This is a genomic window from Streptomyces sp. NPDC051109 (assembly GCF_044455885.1).
Classification (GTDB): domain Bacteria; phylum Actinomycetota; class Actinomycetes; order Streptomycetales; family Streptomycetaceae; genus Streptomyces.
Map to the genome: position 1 here is coordinate 441,485 of NZ_JBITFF010000002.1, position 16,546 is coordinate 458,030.

9 protein-coding genes are annotated in these 16,546 nt (G+C 73.2%); 6 read left to right on the forward strand and 3 right to left on the reverse strand.

Annotated features, from left to right (window positions below; all coding sequences use genetic code 11):
• Positions 1-2: 2 nt before the first annotated feature.
• From ACIBAD_RS04980 to ACIBAD_RS04990, 3 genes are all read right to left on the reverse strand, one after another.
• On the reverse strand, positions 3-1,265 hold the full coding sequence (locus tag ACIBAD_RS04980; protein ID WP_398904541.1) for a family 2 encapsulin nanocompartment cargo protein terpene cyclase: 1,263 nt from the start codon (positions 1,263-1,265) through the stop codon (positions 3-5).
• Between the two features lie 77 nt (positions 1,266-1,342).
• Positions 1,343-2,755, reverse strand: coding sequence for a family 2B encapsulin nanocompartment shell protein (locus ACIBAD_RS04985; protein WP_134069032.1), 1,413 nt, complete (start codon positions 2,753-2,755; stop codon positions 1,343-1,345).
• A 254-nt stretch (positions 2,756-3,009) separates the two neighbouring features.
• Positions 3,010-4,044 (reverse strand): PP2C family protein-serine/threonine phosphatase, encoded by a 1,035-nt coding sequence (locus ACIBAD_RS04990; RefSeq protein WP_398904543.1) that lies wholly within the window; start codon positions 4,042-4,044, stop codon positions 3,010-3,012.
• Between the two features lie 265 nt (positions 4,045-4,309).
• Between ACIBAD_RS04990 and ACIBAD_RS04995 the strand changes: the two genes are divergently transcribed.
• From ACIBAD_RS04995 to ACIBAD_RS05020, 6 genes are all read left to right on the forward strand, one after another.
• Positions 4,310-5,239, forward strand: a complete 930-nt coding sequence (locus ACIBAD_RS04995; RefSeq protein ID WP_398904545.1) for a cyclase family protein — start codon at positions 4,310-4,312, stop codon at positions 5,237-5,239.
• A gap of 106 nt (positions 5,240-5,345) precedes the next feature.
• On the forward strand, positions 5,346-8,138 hold the full coding sequence (locus ACIBAD_RS05000; RefSeq protein ID WP_398904547.1) for a SpoIIE family protein phosphatase: 2,793 nt from the start codon (positions 5,346-5,348) through the stop codon (positions 8,136-8,138).
• A gap of 113 nt (positions 8,139-8,251) precedes the next feature.
• Positions 8,252-9,838, forward strand: a complete 1,587-nt coding sequence (locus tag ACIBAD_RS05005) for a sugar ABC transporter ATP-binding protein (RefSeq protein WP_398904550.1) — start codon at positions 8,252-8,254, stop codon at positions 9,836-9,838.
• Positions 9,835-10,896, forward strand: coding sequence for an ABC transporter permease (locus tag ACIBAD_RS05010; protein ID WP_398904552.1), 1,062 nt, complete (start codon positions 9,835-9,837; stop codon positions 10,894-10,896). Before ACIBAD_RS05005 ends, ACIBAD_RS05010 begins: the two co-directional genes overlap by 4 nt.
• Positions 10,897-10,913: 17 nt before the next feature.
• Positions 10,914-12,062, forward strand: coding sequence for a substrate-binding domain-containing protein (locus ACIBAD_RS05015; RefSeq protein WP_398904554.1), 1,149 nt, complete (start codon positions 10,914-10,916; stop codon positions 12,060-12,062).
• A 239-nt stretch (positions 12,063-12,301) separates the two neighbouring features.
• A complete protein-coding gene (locus ACIBAD_RS05020) occupies positions 12,302-16,528 on the forward strand; it encodes a molybdopterin-dependent oxidoreductase (protein WP_398904782.1) in 4,227 nt (1,408 codons plus the stop codon).
• Positions 16,529-16,546: the final 18 nt, after the last annotated feature.

Here is a 16,546-nt window from a genome sequence, read left to right on the forward strand (position 1 = left end):
CCTTACCAGAAGTCGGGCAGGCTGTAGCGGTAGGTGTTGGTCTGGTGCCAGTAGTGGTTGCCGTCGACCCAGGCGGCCACGCCGCGCAGGAAGCGCGGCACGCTCGGGACGGGGCAGGCGGCGGCCAGGTCGGCGGCCGCGGCCTCGAAGGCGTGCATGAGGTCGTTGTGGACCTCGACCGCCTTGAGGTAGGCCTCCTTGACGGAGACGCCCTCGCGTTCGGCGATCACCACGGGCAGGTTCAAGTGCTTGCCGGGGCTGGCGAGTTCCTTGGTGTACGAGTACAGGTCGTTGACGATGGTCGTGGCGTTCCCGGCCAGCGCGATGACCCGCTGCATGGCGGGTTGGGCGTGCAGGTCCGCGGGGAGTTCGTAGCCGCCGACGGTGTCGGTGATGGTGGGGCACGGGCGGAAGTTGTTGAACTGGCGCATCGCCAGGTACTCCCACACCTCCGGGACGTAATCGGTCTCGGACCATGCCGCCTCCGCGAGGTACCCCATGTGCAGCCGCGCCATGTCGTGCCGGAACCGGTCGGCCTGGGAGGGGGTGGCCCCCTGGAGGAGGTGTTCCATGGCCGAGCGGTACGCGCGCCGCGGGGCGTCCGAGTGCAGGGACTGCGACCACTGCGGCTGGTACTCGGTCGTGGTGTGGAGGGGGTCGAGCGCGGTGTGGGCCAGCAGCAGGCGTCCGCCGAGGCCGACGGGCGAGCCTCCGTGGTCCTCGCAGTAGCAGTCGTCGACCACGTTCTCGGCGACCATCAGCCGGGTGGCGAGCATCAGGTGGTCGACGCTGGGGGCGTCCGGGTGGCAGGCGACCATGTACCGGCCGACGGAGAAGCCGTCGAACTGGTCTTCCCACTCCGGTGGGTAGAGGTCGACCTCGTCCGCCCATGCCTTGATCCTGCGGCTGACCTCCTCCACCCGTACGGGATCGGGCTCCGGTACGGGGTGGTGGTAGAGGCCCGGGACCGGACGGCCCGCCGCCGGCTGCGGCGGCTCCACCGGCTCCCGCGCCGCGGGCGGCGGCTGCTCGTGCCGGGCCGGGTGGAGGCCCATGGTGCCCAGGCCGCTGGGGCCGCGCAGGATCCGCTGCAGGGCGGGGCTCGGTGCGCCGGCGGCGGGCGGCCCTGCGGCGGCGGGCACGGCGAGCTGCTCGGGCCGGATGCAGCCGACGGCTTCGACGCCGCGTCCGTGGCCGTACGTCCCGAAGGCGACTGCGGCGGCGGGCAGGCTCGACTGCACGGGGGAAGGCCCGGGATCGGGCATCCGTAACTCCTTGGTGAGGTAGTGGGGCCGTCCCGTCCCGGGCGCGGCCCCGGGCGGCCCGGCCTGGGGAGACGTCCCTAGTCGTGCCTGCGGGCGATCTGCACGTTCTCCAGCACGCCGAGCGCGTCGGGCACCAGGATGGCGGCGGAGTAATAGGTGGAGACCAGGTAGGAGATGATCGACCGCTCGTCGATGCCCATGAACCGCACCGACAGGCCCGGTTCGTACTCCTCCGGCAGTCCCGTCTGGCGCAGGCCGATCACGCCCTGGTTGTCCTCGCCGGTACGCATGGCGAGGATCGAGCTGGTGTTCTCCTTGCTGATCGGAATCTTGTTGCACGGCAGGATCGGGACTCCGCGCCATGCCGGGACCTGCTGTCCGCCGAGGTCGACGTGGTCCGGGTAGAGCCCGCGGGCGTTGAACTCGCGCCCGATCGCCGCGATCGTCTTGGGGTGGGCGAGGAAGAGCTTGGTACCGCGGCGGCGGCAGAGCAGCTCGTCGAGGTCGTCCGGGGTGGGCGGGCCGGAGTGGGTCTGGATGCGCTGCTTGAAGGCGGCGTTGTGGAGCAGGCCGAACTCGCGGTTGTTGATCAGCTCGTGTTCCTGGCGTTCGCGCAACGCCTCGATGGTGAGCCTGAGCTGCTCCTCGGTCTGGTTCATCGGCTCGTTGTAGAGGTCGGCGACCCTCGTGTGCACCCGCAGGACGGTCTGCGCGATGGAGAGTTCGTACTCGCGCGGGTTGAGCTCGTAGTCGACGAAGGTGCCGGGCAGTTCGGCCTCGCCGGTGTGGCCGGCGGACATGGCGATCTCGGCCTCGCCGTGCTTGTTCTGCCGCTGGTGCGGCAGGGAGCCGAACTGCTGCACATGCGCGTGCAGATGCGGTGCCGAGGACATCACTGCGGCGAAGTCGGAGCGGGACAGGGTGAGCAGGGTGCCCGCGGTGGCCGCGGTCGCGGTGTAGTCCCAACCGCCGGCGCCGTCGAGCAGGGCGTTGTCGCCGAACCGGTCGCCGTCCGCGAGCACGGCGACCGCGACCTCGTCGCCGTACTTGCCGACGGAGGTCTGGTTGATCCGGCCGTGGGCGATCAGGTGGATGTCGTTGGCCGGGGTGCCGCGCTCGACGAGCACCTCACCGGCGCGGAAGTCGCGCTGGACGCAACGTGCGGCGAGCGCGGTCAGCACCTCCAGGTCGTCGAAGCCGCGCAGCATGGCGAGTTCGCCGAGCTCACGGGGGATCACCCGGACGTGGGCGCCGTCCTGGACGAATTCGATGCGGCCGTCGCCGACGGTGTAGGTCAGCCGGCGGTTCACCCGGTAGGTGCCGCCTTTGGTCTCCACCCAGGGGAGCGTCTTCAGCAGCCAGCGGGAGGTGATCTCCTGCATCTGCGGGGCGGACTTGGTGGTGGTGGCGAGGTTGCGGGCAGCCGCCGTGCCCAGGCTGGTCTGCCGGGGCGGTTCGAGCTGCGCCTCCGGGCTGGTGTCCACGGTCATCGGGCAGGCGCTCCTTCGTCGGGGCGGTGACCGGCGACGCGCACACGTCACCGGGGGGAGGAGAAGTCAGGGGGAATTCCGGGCAATCCGTCCAGATCCGGGAGCACACTAACCGTCAACGCGGCACATCAGCCCTTTGGGCCGTCGCCATTACCTCGATACGGCGATCTTGTCCCGCGCGGTGTTTACGGGCCGGTTCAACGACATTCAAGCCAGACCGAACACCTGTCCCCACGGCCGCCTCTGACGGATCCTCACCGGTCGACGAGGAACATCGCCGCGTCGTCCGCCAGCCGGTGCCGGGTGTGCCGGAGCAGCGCCTGGTGCAACTGGTCCAGGAACTCCGGAGCGCCGGGCGCCGCCCGCACCGCCTCCATCGCCTCGGGCAGGGCGAAGAAGTCGCGGGCGCCGTTGCGGGCTTCGATGACGCCGTCGGTGTACAGGAGCAGACGGTCTCCCGGCGCGAAGGAATAGCTGTCCGCCCCGCCGGCCGGCCCGGTGATGAACTCCGCGAGGCCGAGCGGCGGCAGCGGGCAGGCGGGCTCCAGGGGGCGGACCGTTCCGTCACGGAGCAGCAGCGGGGGCGGATGGCCGCGATTGACCACCTCGACGACGGGTCCGTCCGGAACCTGCGCCACCAGTGCGGTGACGAACCCTTCCACGAGTGCTCCCGGGTCGATCACGCCCGGCACCGCCGCATCCCGCAGCAGCGCGGCCTCGCAGCGGCCCATGACCCCGGCCAGTTCGTCCTCGTAGTGCACGGCCTCCCGGAACGCTCCCAGCACGGCCGCTGCCGCCCGTACGGCCGGCAGCCCCTTGCCCCGGACGTCGCCCACGATCACCCGGACCCCGTACCGCGTCTGCACGGCCTCGTACAGGTCTCCGCCGATCTGCGCCCCGGTCTCGGCCGCCAGGTACACGCCGGCCACGCGCAGGGGGCCCAGCCGGACCGGGACGGGCCGCAGCACGGCCTCCTGCGCCGCCACGGCGATCCGGCGGACCTGTTCGAGCTCGTCCTCCCGCCGCTTGCGGACCGTGCTGCTCGTCGCGAGGCTCGCCAGCGACACCAGGAACAGGGCGAGAAAATTGGTATAGACCTGTTGGGTACCCCAGGCCCCGTTGTACGTGGCGGTGGTCACGCTCACGGCGACGGCCAGCGCCACCGCCGCCAGGGTCCCCTTGGGGCCCATCGCCACCGCGGCCAGCGCCGGAGTCGCGACCAGGACGGGGCCGGTGTACAGCACGTGCGCGGGCGTGAATTCGAAGGTCAGCACGGAGAGCGCGATCACGAAGGGCAGACACTCCGCGAGTACGAAAAGGACCTGGTGGTGGCCGTCTGCTCCCGGTCGAGGAGGTCTGTGGAAGGGCACCCGCATGGAACCAGCCTGCGCCGTCGAAGCCGCTCGCCGCCACCGTTCGCCCGTGCGGGGCCCGTCAGGCGTAGAGCCCGCGGCCTGCGGGCATGTGACGCGGTGCGGGCGTCGGGGCGCCCGCCCCCGGCCCCGCTCCTCCCCCGGAGCGGGGTCCCGCCGAGCCTTGGAGCGGTGAGTCCGGATGAGCAGCAGCCCCGAGCGCCGGGTCTCCCGTCGGGAGTTCGACGCGATCTTCGCCGAGGTCCGCACGTGGGGCCGCTGGACCCCGGCCGACCGCGGCGCCTGGAACCGGGTCACCCCCGACCGCGTACGGCGGGCCGCCGCCCTGGTCCGGTCCGGAACGGCGGTGCCGCTGGGCCTGCCCTGGGACACCCGGTCCGGACCGGACAACCGCAGGCCCGCCCTGCACTACATGTCCGACCTCGGCGACGTGGAGGCCCCGGAACCCGCCACGTACAAGGACTTCCTCGCGGTCGACTACCACGGCAAGGCCGTCAGCCACCTCGACGCACTGGCGCACGTCGCCTACGAGGGGCGGCTCTACGGGGGCCTCCCCGCCCGGGAGGCCATCGGCGCCGGGGGCGCCCGCTTCGGTGCGGTGGCCGCTCTCGGCCCCCTGGTCACCAAGGGCGTCCTCCTCGACCTGCCGGCGGTTCTCGGGGTCGAGTGGCTGGAGCCCGGGCAGGCCGTTCACGCCCGGGACGTCCTCGCCGCCGAGCGGGCACTGGGCGTGACGGTCGACGAGGGCTGCGCGGTGCTGCTGCGCTCCGGCCGCTTCCGCCGCAGCCGGGAGCTCGGCCCCTGGGATTCCGGTGCCGTGAGCGCGGGCTTCCACGTGGACGCCGTACGGCTGCTCGCCGAGCGCGCCGTCGCCCTGCTCGGCGGCGACGGGGACAGCGACCTGCGACCCTCGCCGGTCGAGGGCGTCCACTCCCCCGTCCACGCCCTCGCGGTGGCCGCCATGGGGGTGCCGCTGCTGGACAACCTGGATCTGGAGGCGCTCGCGGCCGCCTGCGCCGAGGCCGGGCGCCACGAGTTCATGATCGTCGTGACTCCTCTGAACGTGCCCGGTGGGACGGGTTCTCCCGTCAATCCGGTCGCCGTCCTCTGATACGGACAAATGGGTGGGAATATACTCAGAAAGCACTTGCTCGGTGTAAGCGCTCCGCTGCGGCGCCCCGCTGCGGCCGAGCGCTCGGCAAGGGGAAGTGATGCACATGGGGGCCACGGGAGAGCAGATCGGCCCCGCACGCTCCCGTGAGCGGTTCCTGGTGGGCGAGCCGATCGCCGGCGGGGTGCGGAGCCCGATCTTGAACTCGTGGCAGCGCTGCAAATCCCTCGGACTCTCGCCGGACCGGACGGACCTCCCCTACCGGGACGATTTCGACCCGGACAGCCGGCTCGTGCACGCGGCCCAGCCCGTGCTCGACCAGCTGGCGTCCCGGTTCGCGGGCAGCCAGATGAACGTCTCCCTCGCCGACGGGAACGGGACGGTGCTCCAGCGCCGCTTCGGGGAGCCCACCTTGGCCCGCAGCCTGCCGCCCATCCAGAGCGTCCCCGGCTTCGTCTTCGCCGAGCGGTTCGCGGGGACCAACGGCATCGGTCTCGCGCTCGCCGAGCGGCACCTGGTGCAGGTCTACGGGGCGGAGCACTTCGCCGAGCGCTCCCAGTCGAACGCCTGTTCCGCCGTCCCGATCCGCGACCAGCTGACCGGGCACGTCGTCGGCGTGCTCTGCTTCGGGTACCCGTACGCCTACGAGCACCCGGCGCTGCCCGCCCTGGTCCGCCGGGCCGCGGAATCCATCGAGCGGCGGCTGATGGAGCAGCGTTCGGCGCGGGAGCGCGCGCTGCTGCGCGCGTACCTCGACGCGGGCCCCCCTCCCCCGAACGGCGCGGGTTCCGGCGAGGGGCCGATGATCGGGCTGGAGGAGCTCGGCGACAGCGGGCTGGACCTGCACGATCAGATGATCCTCAAAGAGAGGGCCACCGAGCTCATCTCCTCGACCCAACGGGCCGCCGTCGAGGTGTTCCTGCCCCACGGGCGGGGGGTCACGCTGCTGAGCAGCCCGGTGACGAGCCGCTCCGGGGTGGAGGGCATCGTCGTCGAGGCCGTCTTCACCGGCGAGCCGCCGCCCGGGCACCATCGCTCCGCCGCGACCGGCGCGGGACCGCCGCACGGAGTGCGTGAAGTGCACGGAGTGCATGAGGCGTACGCAGCCCGTGGTGCGCCGCACGCATCACCTCCCCCGTCCGGTGGGGACCCGGTCGCCCCCGGCGCACCCGGCCCCGGCAAGGTCAGGGGCCTGGTGCTGGTGGGCGAGCCGGAAGTCGGCAAGTACGCCGTCGCGGCGCGCCGCCGCCTGGAGCTGCTGGCCGAGGCGAGCACCCGTATCGGCACCACCCTGGACGTGACCCGCACCGCGTGGGAACTCGCCGAGATGGCGGTCCCGCGCCTGGCCGACTACGTCACCGTCGACGTGCCGGAGGCGGTGCTGCGCGGCGAGGAGTCCGCCGACCCCCGGAGCGAGCTGCACCGCACGGTGGTCCACGGCATACGCGAGGACTGCCCCTTCTACCCGGTCGGCCGGGTGGAGCTGCGCGCCGGCACCCCCCACATGCGGTGCCTGGACAGCGGCCAGGCGGTGCTGCAGCCGGACCTGCGGGAGGCCGTCGGCTGGATCGACCAGGAGCCCGAGCACGCGCGGGGGATCCTCTCCCGCGGCGTGCACTCCCTCATCTCCGTTCCCCTCCTCGCCCGCGGCGTCCTGCTGGGCATCGCCAGCTTCTACCGCTCGCAGGACCCCGCCCCCTTCGGGGAGGACGACAGCTGGCTGGCCCAGGAGCTCGCGGCCCGCGCCGCCCTCTGCATCGACAACGCACGCCGCTACACCCGAGAGCACACCCTGGCCCTGGCCCTGCAGGAGAGCCTGCTTCCGCACGGCGTGCCCGAGCAGGGCGCCGTCGAGGTCGCGCACCGCTACCTCCCCGCCGAATCCGGGGTGGGCGGCGACTGGTTCGACGTCATCCCGCTCTCCGGCACCCGCGTCGCCCTCCTCGTGGGGGACGTCGTCGGCCACGGCCTGCACGCCGCCGCCACCATGGGCCGGCTGCGCACGGCCGCCCGCAACTTCGCCGAGCTGGAGCTGGCCCCCGACGAGCTCCTCACGCACCTGGACAACCTCGTGGTGCGCCTGGACCGGGAGGAGGGCGGCGACAACGACGCCGGCAGCATCGGCATCGCAGGCGCCACCTGCCTCTACGCCGTCTACGACCCCACCTCGCGGCTGTGCACCATGGCCCGCGCCGGGCACCCCCCGCCCGCGCTCGTCCACCCGGACGGCCGGGTGACGTTCCCCGAGCTGCCCGCCGGACCGCCGCTGGGCCTGGGCGGCCTGCCCTTCGAGACGGCGGAGGTCGAGCTCCCCGAGGGCAGCACCCTGGTCCTGTACACGGACGGGCTGATCGAGGACCGGGGACGTGACGTCGACGTGGCCCTCGACCAGCTGCGTCGCACCCTGGCCCAGCCGCACCGCTCGCCCGAGGACACCTGCCAGGCGGTCATCGACGGCGTGGCACCCGAGCACCCCGCCGACGACGTCGCGCTGCTCATCGCCCGCACCCGCACCGTCCCCGCAGACCGGATCGCCACGTGGAACGTGTCCGCCGACCCGTCGCTGGTGGCCGGCGTCCGCGCCGCCGCCACCCGCAAGCTCGCCGACTGGGGGCTGGACGAGCCGGCGTTCGCCGCCGAGCTGATGCTGAGCGAGCTGGTCACCAACGCGGTCCGCTACGGCACCGAGCCCATCCAGGTACGTCTGGTCCACGACCGCTCGCTGATCTGCGAGGTCTCCGACGGCAGCAGCACCGCCCCGCACCTGCGGCGGGCGGCCACCACGGAGGAGGGCGGCCGCGGCCTCTTCCTCGTCGCGCAGCTCGCCCACGCCTGGGGAACCCGGTACACCACGCACGGCAAGGTCATCTGGGCCGAATGTGCCCTGGACGCGGCCTGATAGCCGACATATCGCCCATATCTCCATAGCCGGCAGTAGCATCACCGGTGTCCTCACCGCTCCACGCCTCACCTCCCGCAGCACCACCTCCCCAGGCGGCCCCGGAGAAGTCCGTGCATGACACTCCCGCCACTCCCGTCACTCCCCCACCCCCGGACCCGCCTCCGGCGTCGTCTTCCGGCGCAGAGCCCCTCGTCCGGATGCGCGGCCTCGCCAAGCGGTTCGGCGGCACCGTCGCCCTGGACGCGGTCAGCCTCGACGTCCACGGCGGCAGCGTCCTCGCCCTCCTCGGCCCCAACGGCGCCGGGAAGTCCACCCTGATCAAGGTGCTCGCCGGGGTCCACCGCGCCGACGCGGGCGAGGTGACCGTGGCCGGACACCCGCTCGGCTCCGACGCGGCCTCGCGCAGCATGTCCTTCATCCACCAGGACCTCGGCCTGGTCGATTGGATGACCGTCGCAGAGAACATCGCCCTCGGCACCGGCTACCCGCGCCGCCGCGGCCTGATCTCCTGGCGGCAGACCCGGGAGCGCTGCGCCGAGGCACTGGGCATCGTCGCCGGGCACCTGGACGCCGATGCCCGGATCGCCGACCTCGCGCCCGCCGAGCGCTCCCTGGTCGCCATCGCCCGCGGCCTGGCGAGGCGGGCGGAGCTCTTCGTCCTCGACGAACCGACCGCCACCCTTCCGGCCGCGGACTGCGCGCGCCTGTTCGACGTCCTGCACGCGCTGCGCGACCGGGGGCACGGCATCCTCTACGTCAGCCACCGGCTCGACGAGGTGTACGAGGTCGCAGACTCCTTCGCCGTGCTGCGCGACGGCCGGCTCGTCAGCCAGGGGCCCCTCGCCGCGTACGACCCGGCCCGGCTGGTGCGCGACATCGTGGGCCGTGAACCGGCCGGGCGCCCGCCCGCCGCCTCAGCCCCCGCGCCCGCGTCGCCCCACCGCCCGCCGGTGCTGCGCCTCGACGGCGTGACGACCGAACGCACCGGGCCGGTCAGCCTGGAGCTGCGCGAGGGCGAGGTCCTCGGCATGGTCGGCCTGACCGGCGCCGGCCACGTGCACCTCGGCCGCGCCCTCGCCGGCGCACTGCCGCCGCTCGGCGGCCGGGCGCTGCTCGACGGCCGCCCGTACCGTCCCCGTACGGTCGCCGCCGCCCTCGGGGCCGGGGTCGGCTTCGTGGCCGGCAACCGGCAGGAGGAGGGCTGCGCCGCGGAACTGACGGTACGGGAGAACTTCCTGGCCGATCCCCGTGCAGCCGGAATGCCGCCCTGTCACTGGATCGCTCCGCGGCGCGAGCGCGCCGAGGCCGCCGCCCTGATCGAGCGGTTCTCCGTACTCCCCCGCGACAGCGAGGTGCCGATCGCCACCCTGTCCGGCGGCAACCAGCAGAAGGTCATGGTCGGCCGCCGCCTCCGGGGCCGTCTGCGCCTGCTGATCCTCGAAGAGCCGACGGCCGGCGTGGACATCGGCGCCAAGGCGTCGATCCACCGGCTCCTCGGCGAGGCCCTGGCCGCCGGGCTCGCGGTCCTGCTCATCTCCACCGATTTCGAGGAGATCGCCGACGTGTGCCACCGCGCGCTGGTCTTCGGGCGCGGGACCGTGGTGGCCGAGCTGGCGGGGGAAGCCCTGAGCGTCACCGAACTCACCCGCACCGCCTCGGCCCTGCCCGCGATCACCGGAAGCGCGGAGGGCCGGTGAGCCCGTGGTCGTCCCGCCCCGCGCGGCCTGCCCGGCGGTACGGGCGGTGGCGCGGGCACGGGCACTTCGTCGGCACGTACGGCCTGCTGGCCCTCACCGTCCTGCTGTTCCTGCTCTTCGCCGCCCTCCTGCCGGACACCTTCCCCACACTGGACAACGTCTCCTCGATCCTCTCCAACCAGTCGATCCCCGCCATCCTGGCGCTCGGCGTCACGATCCCCATCGCGAGCGGCAAGTTCGACCTGTCCATCGGCTACGGCCTGGGCCTGGCGCACGTCCTGGTGCTGTTCCTCATCGTCGAGAAGGGCTGGCCCTGGCCGCTCGCCTGCCTCGCGGTCGTGGCCGGGGGGACGCTGGCCGGCGCCGTGAACGGGGTCATCGTCGAGTTCGCCCGCATCGACGCCTTCATCGCCACGCTCGGCACCGGCAGCATCATGTACGCCGTCACCGGCTGGATCACCGACGGGGGCCGGATCGTCCCGGGTCCCGACGGTCTCCCGGCCGCGTTCACCGACCTCTACGACGCCCGGTTCCTCGGCCTGCCGGTCCCCGCCTTCTACGTCCTCGGCCTCGTCGTCGTCATCTGGCTGATGCTGGAGCGGCTGCCGTTCGGCCGGTACCTGTACGTCATCGGCTCCAACCCCCGCGCCGCCGGAATCCTCGGCATCCGCACCCACCGGTACTGCGTCTACGCCTTCGCCTGCTCCAGCACGGTCGTCGGGTTCGCCGGCGTGCTGCTCGCCGCGCAGCAGCAGATCGGCAATCCGAGCGTCGGCCTGGACTACCTGCTGCCCGCGTTCGTCGGCGCCCTGCTCGGCTCCACCGCGATCAGGCCGGGTCGGGCCAACGCCATCGGCACCCTCGTGGCCGTGGCCGTACTGGCCGTCGGGCTCGCCGGGATCGGCCAGCTCGGCGCCCAGTTCTGGGCCACCCCGCTGTTCAACGGCTGCACGCTGCTCATCGCGGTGGGCCTGGCCGGCTACTCGGCCCGGCGGCGGCTGCGCACCGACGCCGTCGCGACGGCGGAAGACGGCCGCACCGGCGCCGGCATCCCCTAGACGAGCTCAGGAGCACCGTGCACTCGAAGTACCCGAACCGCAGGACCGCCCTCGCGGCAGCCGCCCTGCTGGCCGCGGCCGCCGGCGCCACCGCCGGGTGCGGGGGCGGCGGCGCGCCGAACGCCACCGGTCCGTCCGCCGCCGGCTGCCCGGCCGTCCTCCGGGAGGCCGAGGCGAGCGTCCGGCGGGCCGAAAGCACCGACACCGCGTGGAACGGACCCACCAGCGGTCCCGAGGCGGTCCCCGGCAAGACCCTCGTCTACGTGGCGCAGACCATGACCAACCCGGGCGTCGCCGGAGTCGCCAAGGGCGTACGGGAGGCCGCGCAGGCCATCGGCTGGAACGTCCGGGTGATCGACGGGGAGGGCACGCCGGCCGGCATCCAGGCGGCGCTCAGCCAGGCGGTCACCCTCAAACCCTCGGGCATCGTCATCGGCGGCTTCGATCCCCGGCTGACCTCGCAGCAGGTGGCGCGGGCCGGGGCCGCGGGCATCCCGCTCATCGGCTGGCACGCGGTCAGCGCTCCCGGACCGAGCACGAACCCCCGGCTGTTCACCAACGTCACGACGAAGGTGGAAGAGGTGGCGAAGACCAGTGCGGACTGGGTCATCGCCCGCTCCGGCGGGGCCGCCGGGGTCGTCGTGTTCACCGACGACTCGATCCCGTTCGCCGGTACGAAGTCCAAGCTGATCGAGCAGCGGCTCGCCGCCTGCCCGGGCGTCACGCTCCTGGCGCACAAGAACATCCCGATCCCGGACGCGAGCCGGCGCACCCCCCAGGAGGTCGCCTCGCTGCTGTCCCGGTTCCAGAAGCGGTGGACGTACTCCGTCGCCATCAACGACCTCTACTTCGACGATGCCGCGCCCGCCTTCCGCGCCGCCGGCAAGCCCGGCGCCGGGCCGCCCCTCAACATCGGCGCCGGGGACGGGGACCCGTCCGCCTTCCGGCGCATCAACAGCGGGCAGTTCCAGGCCGCCACCGTCCCGGAGCCGCTCTCGCAACAGGGCTGGCAGATCGTCGACGAGTTCAACCGCGCCTTCGCCGGGCAGCCGGCCAGCGGATACGTGGCTCCCGTCCACATCGCGACGGCCGAGAACAGCGCCGGGGCCACCTCCTGGGACCCCGAGGGCTACCAGGAGGCGTACGAGAAGATCTGGCACGGGTGACCCGGTCGTGTTTACGTGGATGCGCCCTCACGGCCGGTGGGGGCTCCCGCGCAGCCGCTTGTAACCCTGGGGCGGCGCCGCCCGTCACATGTGCGCAACAGGGGTTTTCTACGTTGGGCGCCACGGGATCGACCTGCACACGGCCGCGGCGCCCGGGGATCTGGGGGGTCGGCCGGTGTTCTCCGAGGAGGTCTCCTGTGTCCGAGGCGGAAGCGGCGGACGGACGCGTACGGAAGGCGGTGGCCGGACCCGCAGGGGACGCGGCGACCGGGCCCGTACGGACGGTCTGCTCCTATTGCGGCGTCGGCTGCGGGATCGTGCTGGACATCGCCCGGGGCGCCGACGGCCGCCGTACGGTGGCCAAGGCGGTCGGCGACAAGCTCCACCCGGCCAACGCCGGGCGGCTGTGCACCAAGGGCGCCACCCACGCGGACCTGCTGGCGGCGCCCGGCCGGCTCGGGACCGCGCTGGTCCGCGAGGAGCGGGGCGCCGAGCCGGCCCCCGAGGACGTGGACGCGGCCATCACCCGGACGGCCCAGCGGCTGCGGGCGGTCCTCGACGCGCACGGCCCCGACGCGCTGAGCCTGTACGTCTCCGGCCAGATGTCCCTGGAGGCCCAGTACCTGGCCAACAAGCTGGCCAAGGGGTTCCTGCGCACGAACCAGATCGAGTCGAACTCCCGGCTGTGCATGGCGAGCGCCGGCAGCGGCTACAAGCTCTCGCTGGGCGCCGACGGGCCGCCCGGTTCGTACGAGGACTTCGAGCGGGCCGATGCCTTCTTCGTGATCGGCGCCAACATGGCCGACTGCCACCCCGTCCTCTTCCTGCGGATGATGGACCGGGTCAAGGCCTCCGGCGCCAAGCTGATCGTCGTCGACCCGCGGCGGAGTGCCACCGCCGACAAGGCGGACCTGTTCCTGCAGATACGGCCGGGCACCGACCTCGCCCTCCTCAACGGGCTGCTGCACCTGCTGGTCGAGGGCGGCTGGACCGATCCGGCCTTCATCGCCGAGCACACCGAGGGCTGGGAGGACATGCCGGCCTTCCTGCGGGAGTACCCGCCCGCGACGGTCGCCGCGATCACCGGGATACCGGAGGCGGACATCCGGCTGGCCGCCCGCTGGATCGGCGAGGCGGGCGAGTGGATGAGCTGCTGGACCATGGGGCTCAACCAGTCCACCCACGGCACGTGGAACACCAACGCCCTGGTCAACCTGCACTTGGCCACCGGGGCGATCTGCCGCCCCGGCAGCGGCCCGTTCTCCCTGACCGGCCAGCCCAACGCCATGGGAGGCCGGGAGATGGGTTACATGGGACCGGGCCTGCCCGGCCAGCGATCGGTCCTCGTCGACGGGGACCGGCGCTTCACCGAGGAGCTGTGGGGACTGCCGGAGGGCACCTTGCGCACCGACGTCGGGCGCGGCACCGTCGAGATGTTCGAGAAGATGGCGGCCGGCGAGATACGCGCGTGCTGGATCATCTGCACCAACCCGGTGGCCTCCGTCGCCAACCGCAGCACGGTCATCAAGGCCCTGGAGACGGCCGAACTGGTCATCACCCAGGACGTGTTCGCGGAGACCGAGACCAACGCCTACGCCGACATCGTGCTCCCCGCCACCCTCTGGGCCGAGGCGGACGGCGTGATGGTCGGTTCCGAGCGCAACCTCACCCTGGTCCGGGGCGCCGTCGACCCGCCCGGACAGGCCCTGCCCGACTGGCAGTTGATCGCCCGCGTCGCCTGCGAGATGGGATTCGCCGAGGCGTTCACGTACGAGAGCGCGGAGGAGGTCTTCGAGGAGCTGCGGCGGGCCTGGAACCCCACGACCGGCTGGGACCTGCGCGGCGTCTCGTACGAGCGGCTGCGCGGCGGGCCGGTGCAGTGGCCGGCCGCCCCGGGCGGACCGGACCGCAACCCGGTCCGGTACCTCAACGACGGAGTCAGCCAGACCCTGGTCGAGCACCCGGACGGCAGCCGTCCGCGGCTGGCCTTCCCCACCGCCTCCGGACGGGCCTCCTTCTTCGCCCGCCCCTACCTCCCGGCCGCCGAACTCCCCGATGACGACTATCCGTTCGTCCTGAACACCGGGCGCCTCCAGCACCAGTGGCACACCCTCACCAAGACGGGCAGGGTAGCCAAGCTGAACAGGCTCAACCCGGGACCGTTCGTGGAAATTCACCCGCAGGACGCGGCAGCCCTCGGCATCGCGGAAGGCGACGGCGTGGAGGTGGCCTCGCGGCGCGGCCGGGCGGTCCTGCCGGCCGTCGTCACCGCCCGGGTGCGGCCCGGCAACTGCTTCGCACCGTTCCACTGGAACGACCTGTTCGGCGAGTACCTCAGCGTCAACGCGGTGACCAGCGACGCCGTCGACCCCCTCTCCTTCCAGCCCGAGTTCAAGGTGTGCGCGGTGACGCTGGCCCGGACGCGGGTGCCTGTTCCCGCGGCCGCGCCCTGCGCCGAAGCCCCGGGCGGGTCCGGTGGCGCCGTCGCGGCGGAGGAGACCGGCCCGGGCCGCACGACGGCGACGCTGATGCACCCCGTGACCGTCCGCCCGGCGACCGCGGTCCCCGCCCTCACCTCCCTGTTCGGGCTGGACGGGCACACGCCGCCCGCCCTCTCCGACCGGGAGCGCCAGTACCTCGCGGGGTTCCTCGCCGGGCTCGCCGCCACCCCGCCCGGTACGGACGTCCCGCTCCTTCCCGTGGGCGCCCCCTTCGAGGACGGGCACTCGCTCTGGGTCGACGGGGTGCTCGCCGGGACCTACTCCCGTACGGCGACTGCCCTCGCCGTGATGACCGGGTCCGCCGCACCGGCCGCGGCTCCGCCCTCCGCTCCGGCACCGGACCCGGCCACCGCGGGTACGCCGACCCGGCAGACCGTGGTCCTGTGGGCCTCCCAGACGGGCAACGCGGAGGACATCGCCGCGACCGTCGGGGCGGCGCTGGCCCAGGACGGCTCCGCGGCGCCCGTGCACAGCATGGCCGACCGTTCGCCCGCCTCCCTCACGCCCGGCACTGATCTGCTGGTCGTCACGAGCACCTTCGGCGACGGCGACGCCCCGGACAACGGAGCCGGGTTCTGGGAGGCGCTCAGCGCGGCCGGCGCGCCCCGGCTGGAGGACGTCCGGTACGCGGTGCTCGCCCTCGGGGACTCCTCGTACGAGGCCTTCTGCGGCCACGGCCGCCGGCTCGACCGGCGGCTCGAAGAGCTCGGGGCCGTGCGCCTGCTGCCGCGCGTGGACTGCGAGCCCGATTACGAGGAGTCCGCCGGCCGGTGGCTGGAGCAGGTACGCAGGGCCCTGGCGGCAGGCGCCGCTCCCCCGGCGGCCGCCGAGCCGCCGCGGCCCGCCGCGACCCCCGCCCGGCACACCGCCCGGCTGTCCGGCAACCGGCTGCTCAGCCTGGCGGGCGCCGCCAAGGAGGTCAGGCGGTTCACCTTCGACCTCGGCGATGACGGCCCGGCGTACGAGGCGGGCGACGCCCTCGGCGTCCAGCCGGTCAACTGCCCGGAGCTGGTGGCGGAATGGCTGGCCGCCACCGGCCTGCCTGCCGATGCCGAGGTGGCACTGACCGGACACGACCGGCCCATGCCCTTCGCCCGGGCACTGCACCGGCACCTGGACATCACCCGGGTCACGCCCGATCTGCTGCGCTTCATCACCGAGCACACCGGCGACCGCAGGCTCCGGCAGCTGACGCGCCCCGACAACAAGGACGGCCTCGCCCGCTGGATCTGGGGACGCCAGCCCGTGGACGTCCTGGCCGAGTTCCCGGTCCGGCTCGGCGCCCAGGAGTGGGCCGAGCGCCTCAAAAGGCTGCAGCCGCGCCTGTACTCCATATCCTCCAGCCCCCTCGTCAACCCGCGCGAGGTCAGCCTCACCGTCTCCGTCCTGCGCTACGAGGGTCCGCGTCGCCACCACCGCAAGGGCGTGGCCTCCACCTTCCTCGCCGACGCCGAACCGGGCAGTCCCGTACCGCTGTTCGTCCAGCGCTCGGCGCACTTCCGTCCGCCCGCGGGTCCCGGCACTCCGGCCGTGATGGTCGGCCCGGGCACCGGGATCGCCCCGTTCATGGCCTTCCTGGAGCACCGCCGCGCCCTCGGCCACCACGGCGGGAACTGGCTGTTCTTCGGCGAGCAGCGCCGGGCCACCGATTTCTACTACCGCGAGGAGCTGGAGGAACTGCACCGGCACGGCACGCTCAGCCGTCTGGACCTGGCCTTCTCCCGGGACCAGCGGGCCAAGGTCTACGTCCAGGACCGGATGCGCGAACAGGGGGCCCCGTTGTGGTCCTGGCTGCAGGAGGGCGCCCACTTCTACGTGTGCGGTGACGCGAGCCGGATGGCCAAGGACGTGGACCGGGCGCTGCGCGACATCGCCGTGGCCCACGGCGGCCTGACCGAGGACGAGGCCGCCGCCTACCTGAAGCAGCTCTCAGCCGAGAAGCGGTACGCCCGTGACGTGTACTGACGGACGCGGCTGCCGGCC

What these genes read in the sequence shown, in the direction of transcription:
- ACIBAD_RS04980 (WP_398904541.1), bottom strand. Translation starts at nt 1,265, where the DNA reads ATGCCCGATCCCGGGCCTTCCCCCGTGCAGTCGAGCCTGCCCGCCGCC.
- ACIBAD_RS04985 (WP_134069032.1), bottom strand. Translation starts at nt 2,755, where the DNA reads ATGACCGTGGACACCAGCCCGGAGGCGCAGCTCGAACCGCCCCGGCAG.
- ACIBAD_RS04995 (WP_398904545.1), top strand. Translation starts at nt 4,310, where the DNA reads ATGAGCAGCAGCCCCGAGCGCCGGGTCTCCCGTCGGGAGTTCGACGCG.
- ACIBAD_RS05000 (WP_398904547.1), top strand. Translation starts at nt 5,346, where the DNA reads ATGGGGGCCACGGGAGAGCAGATCGGCCCCGCACGCTCCCGTGAGCGG.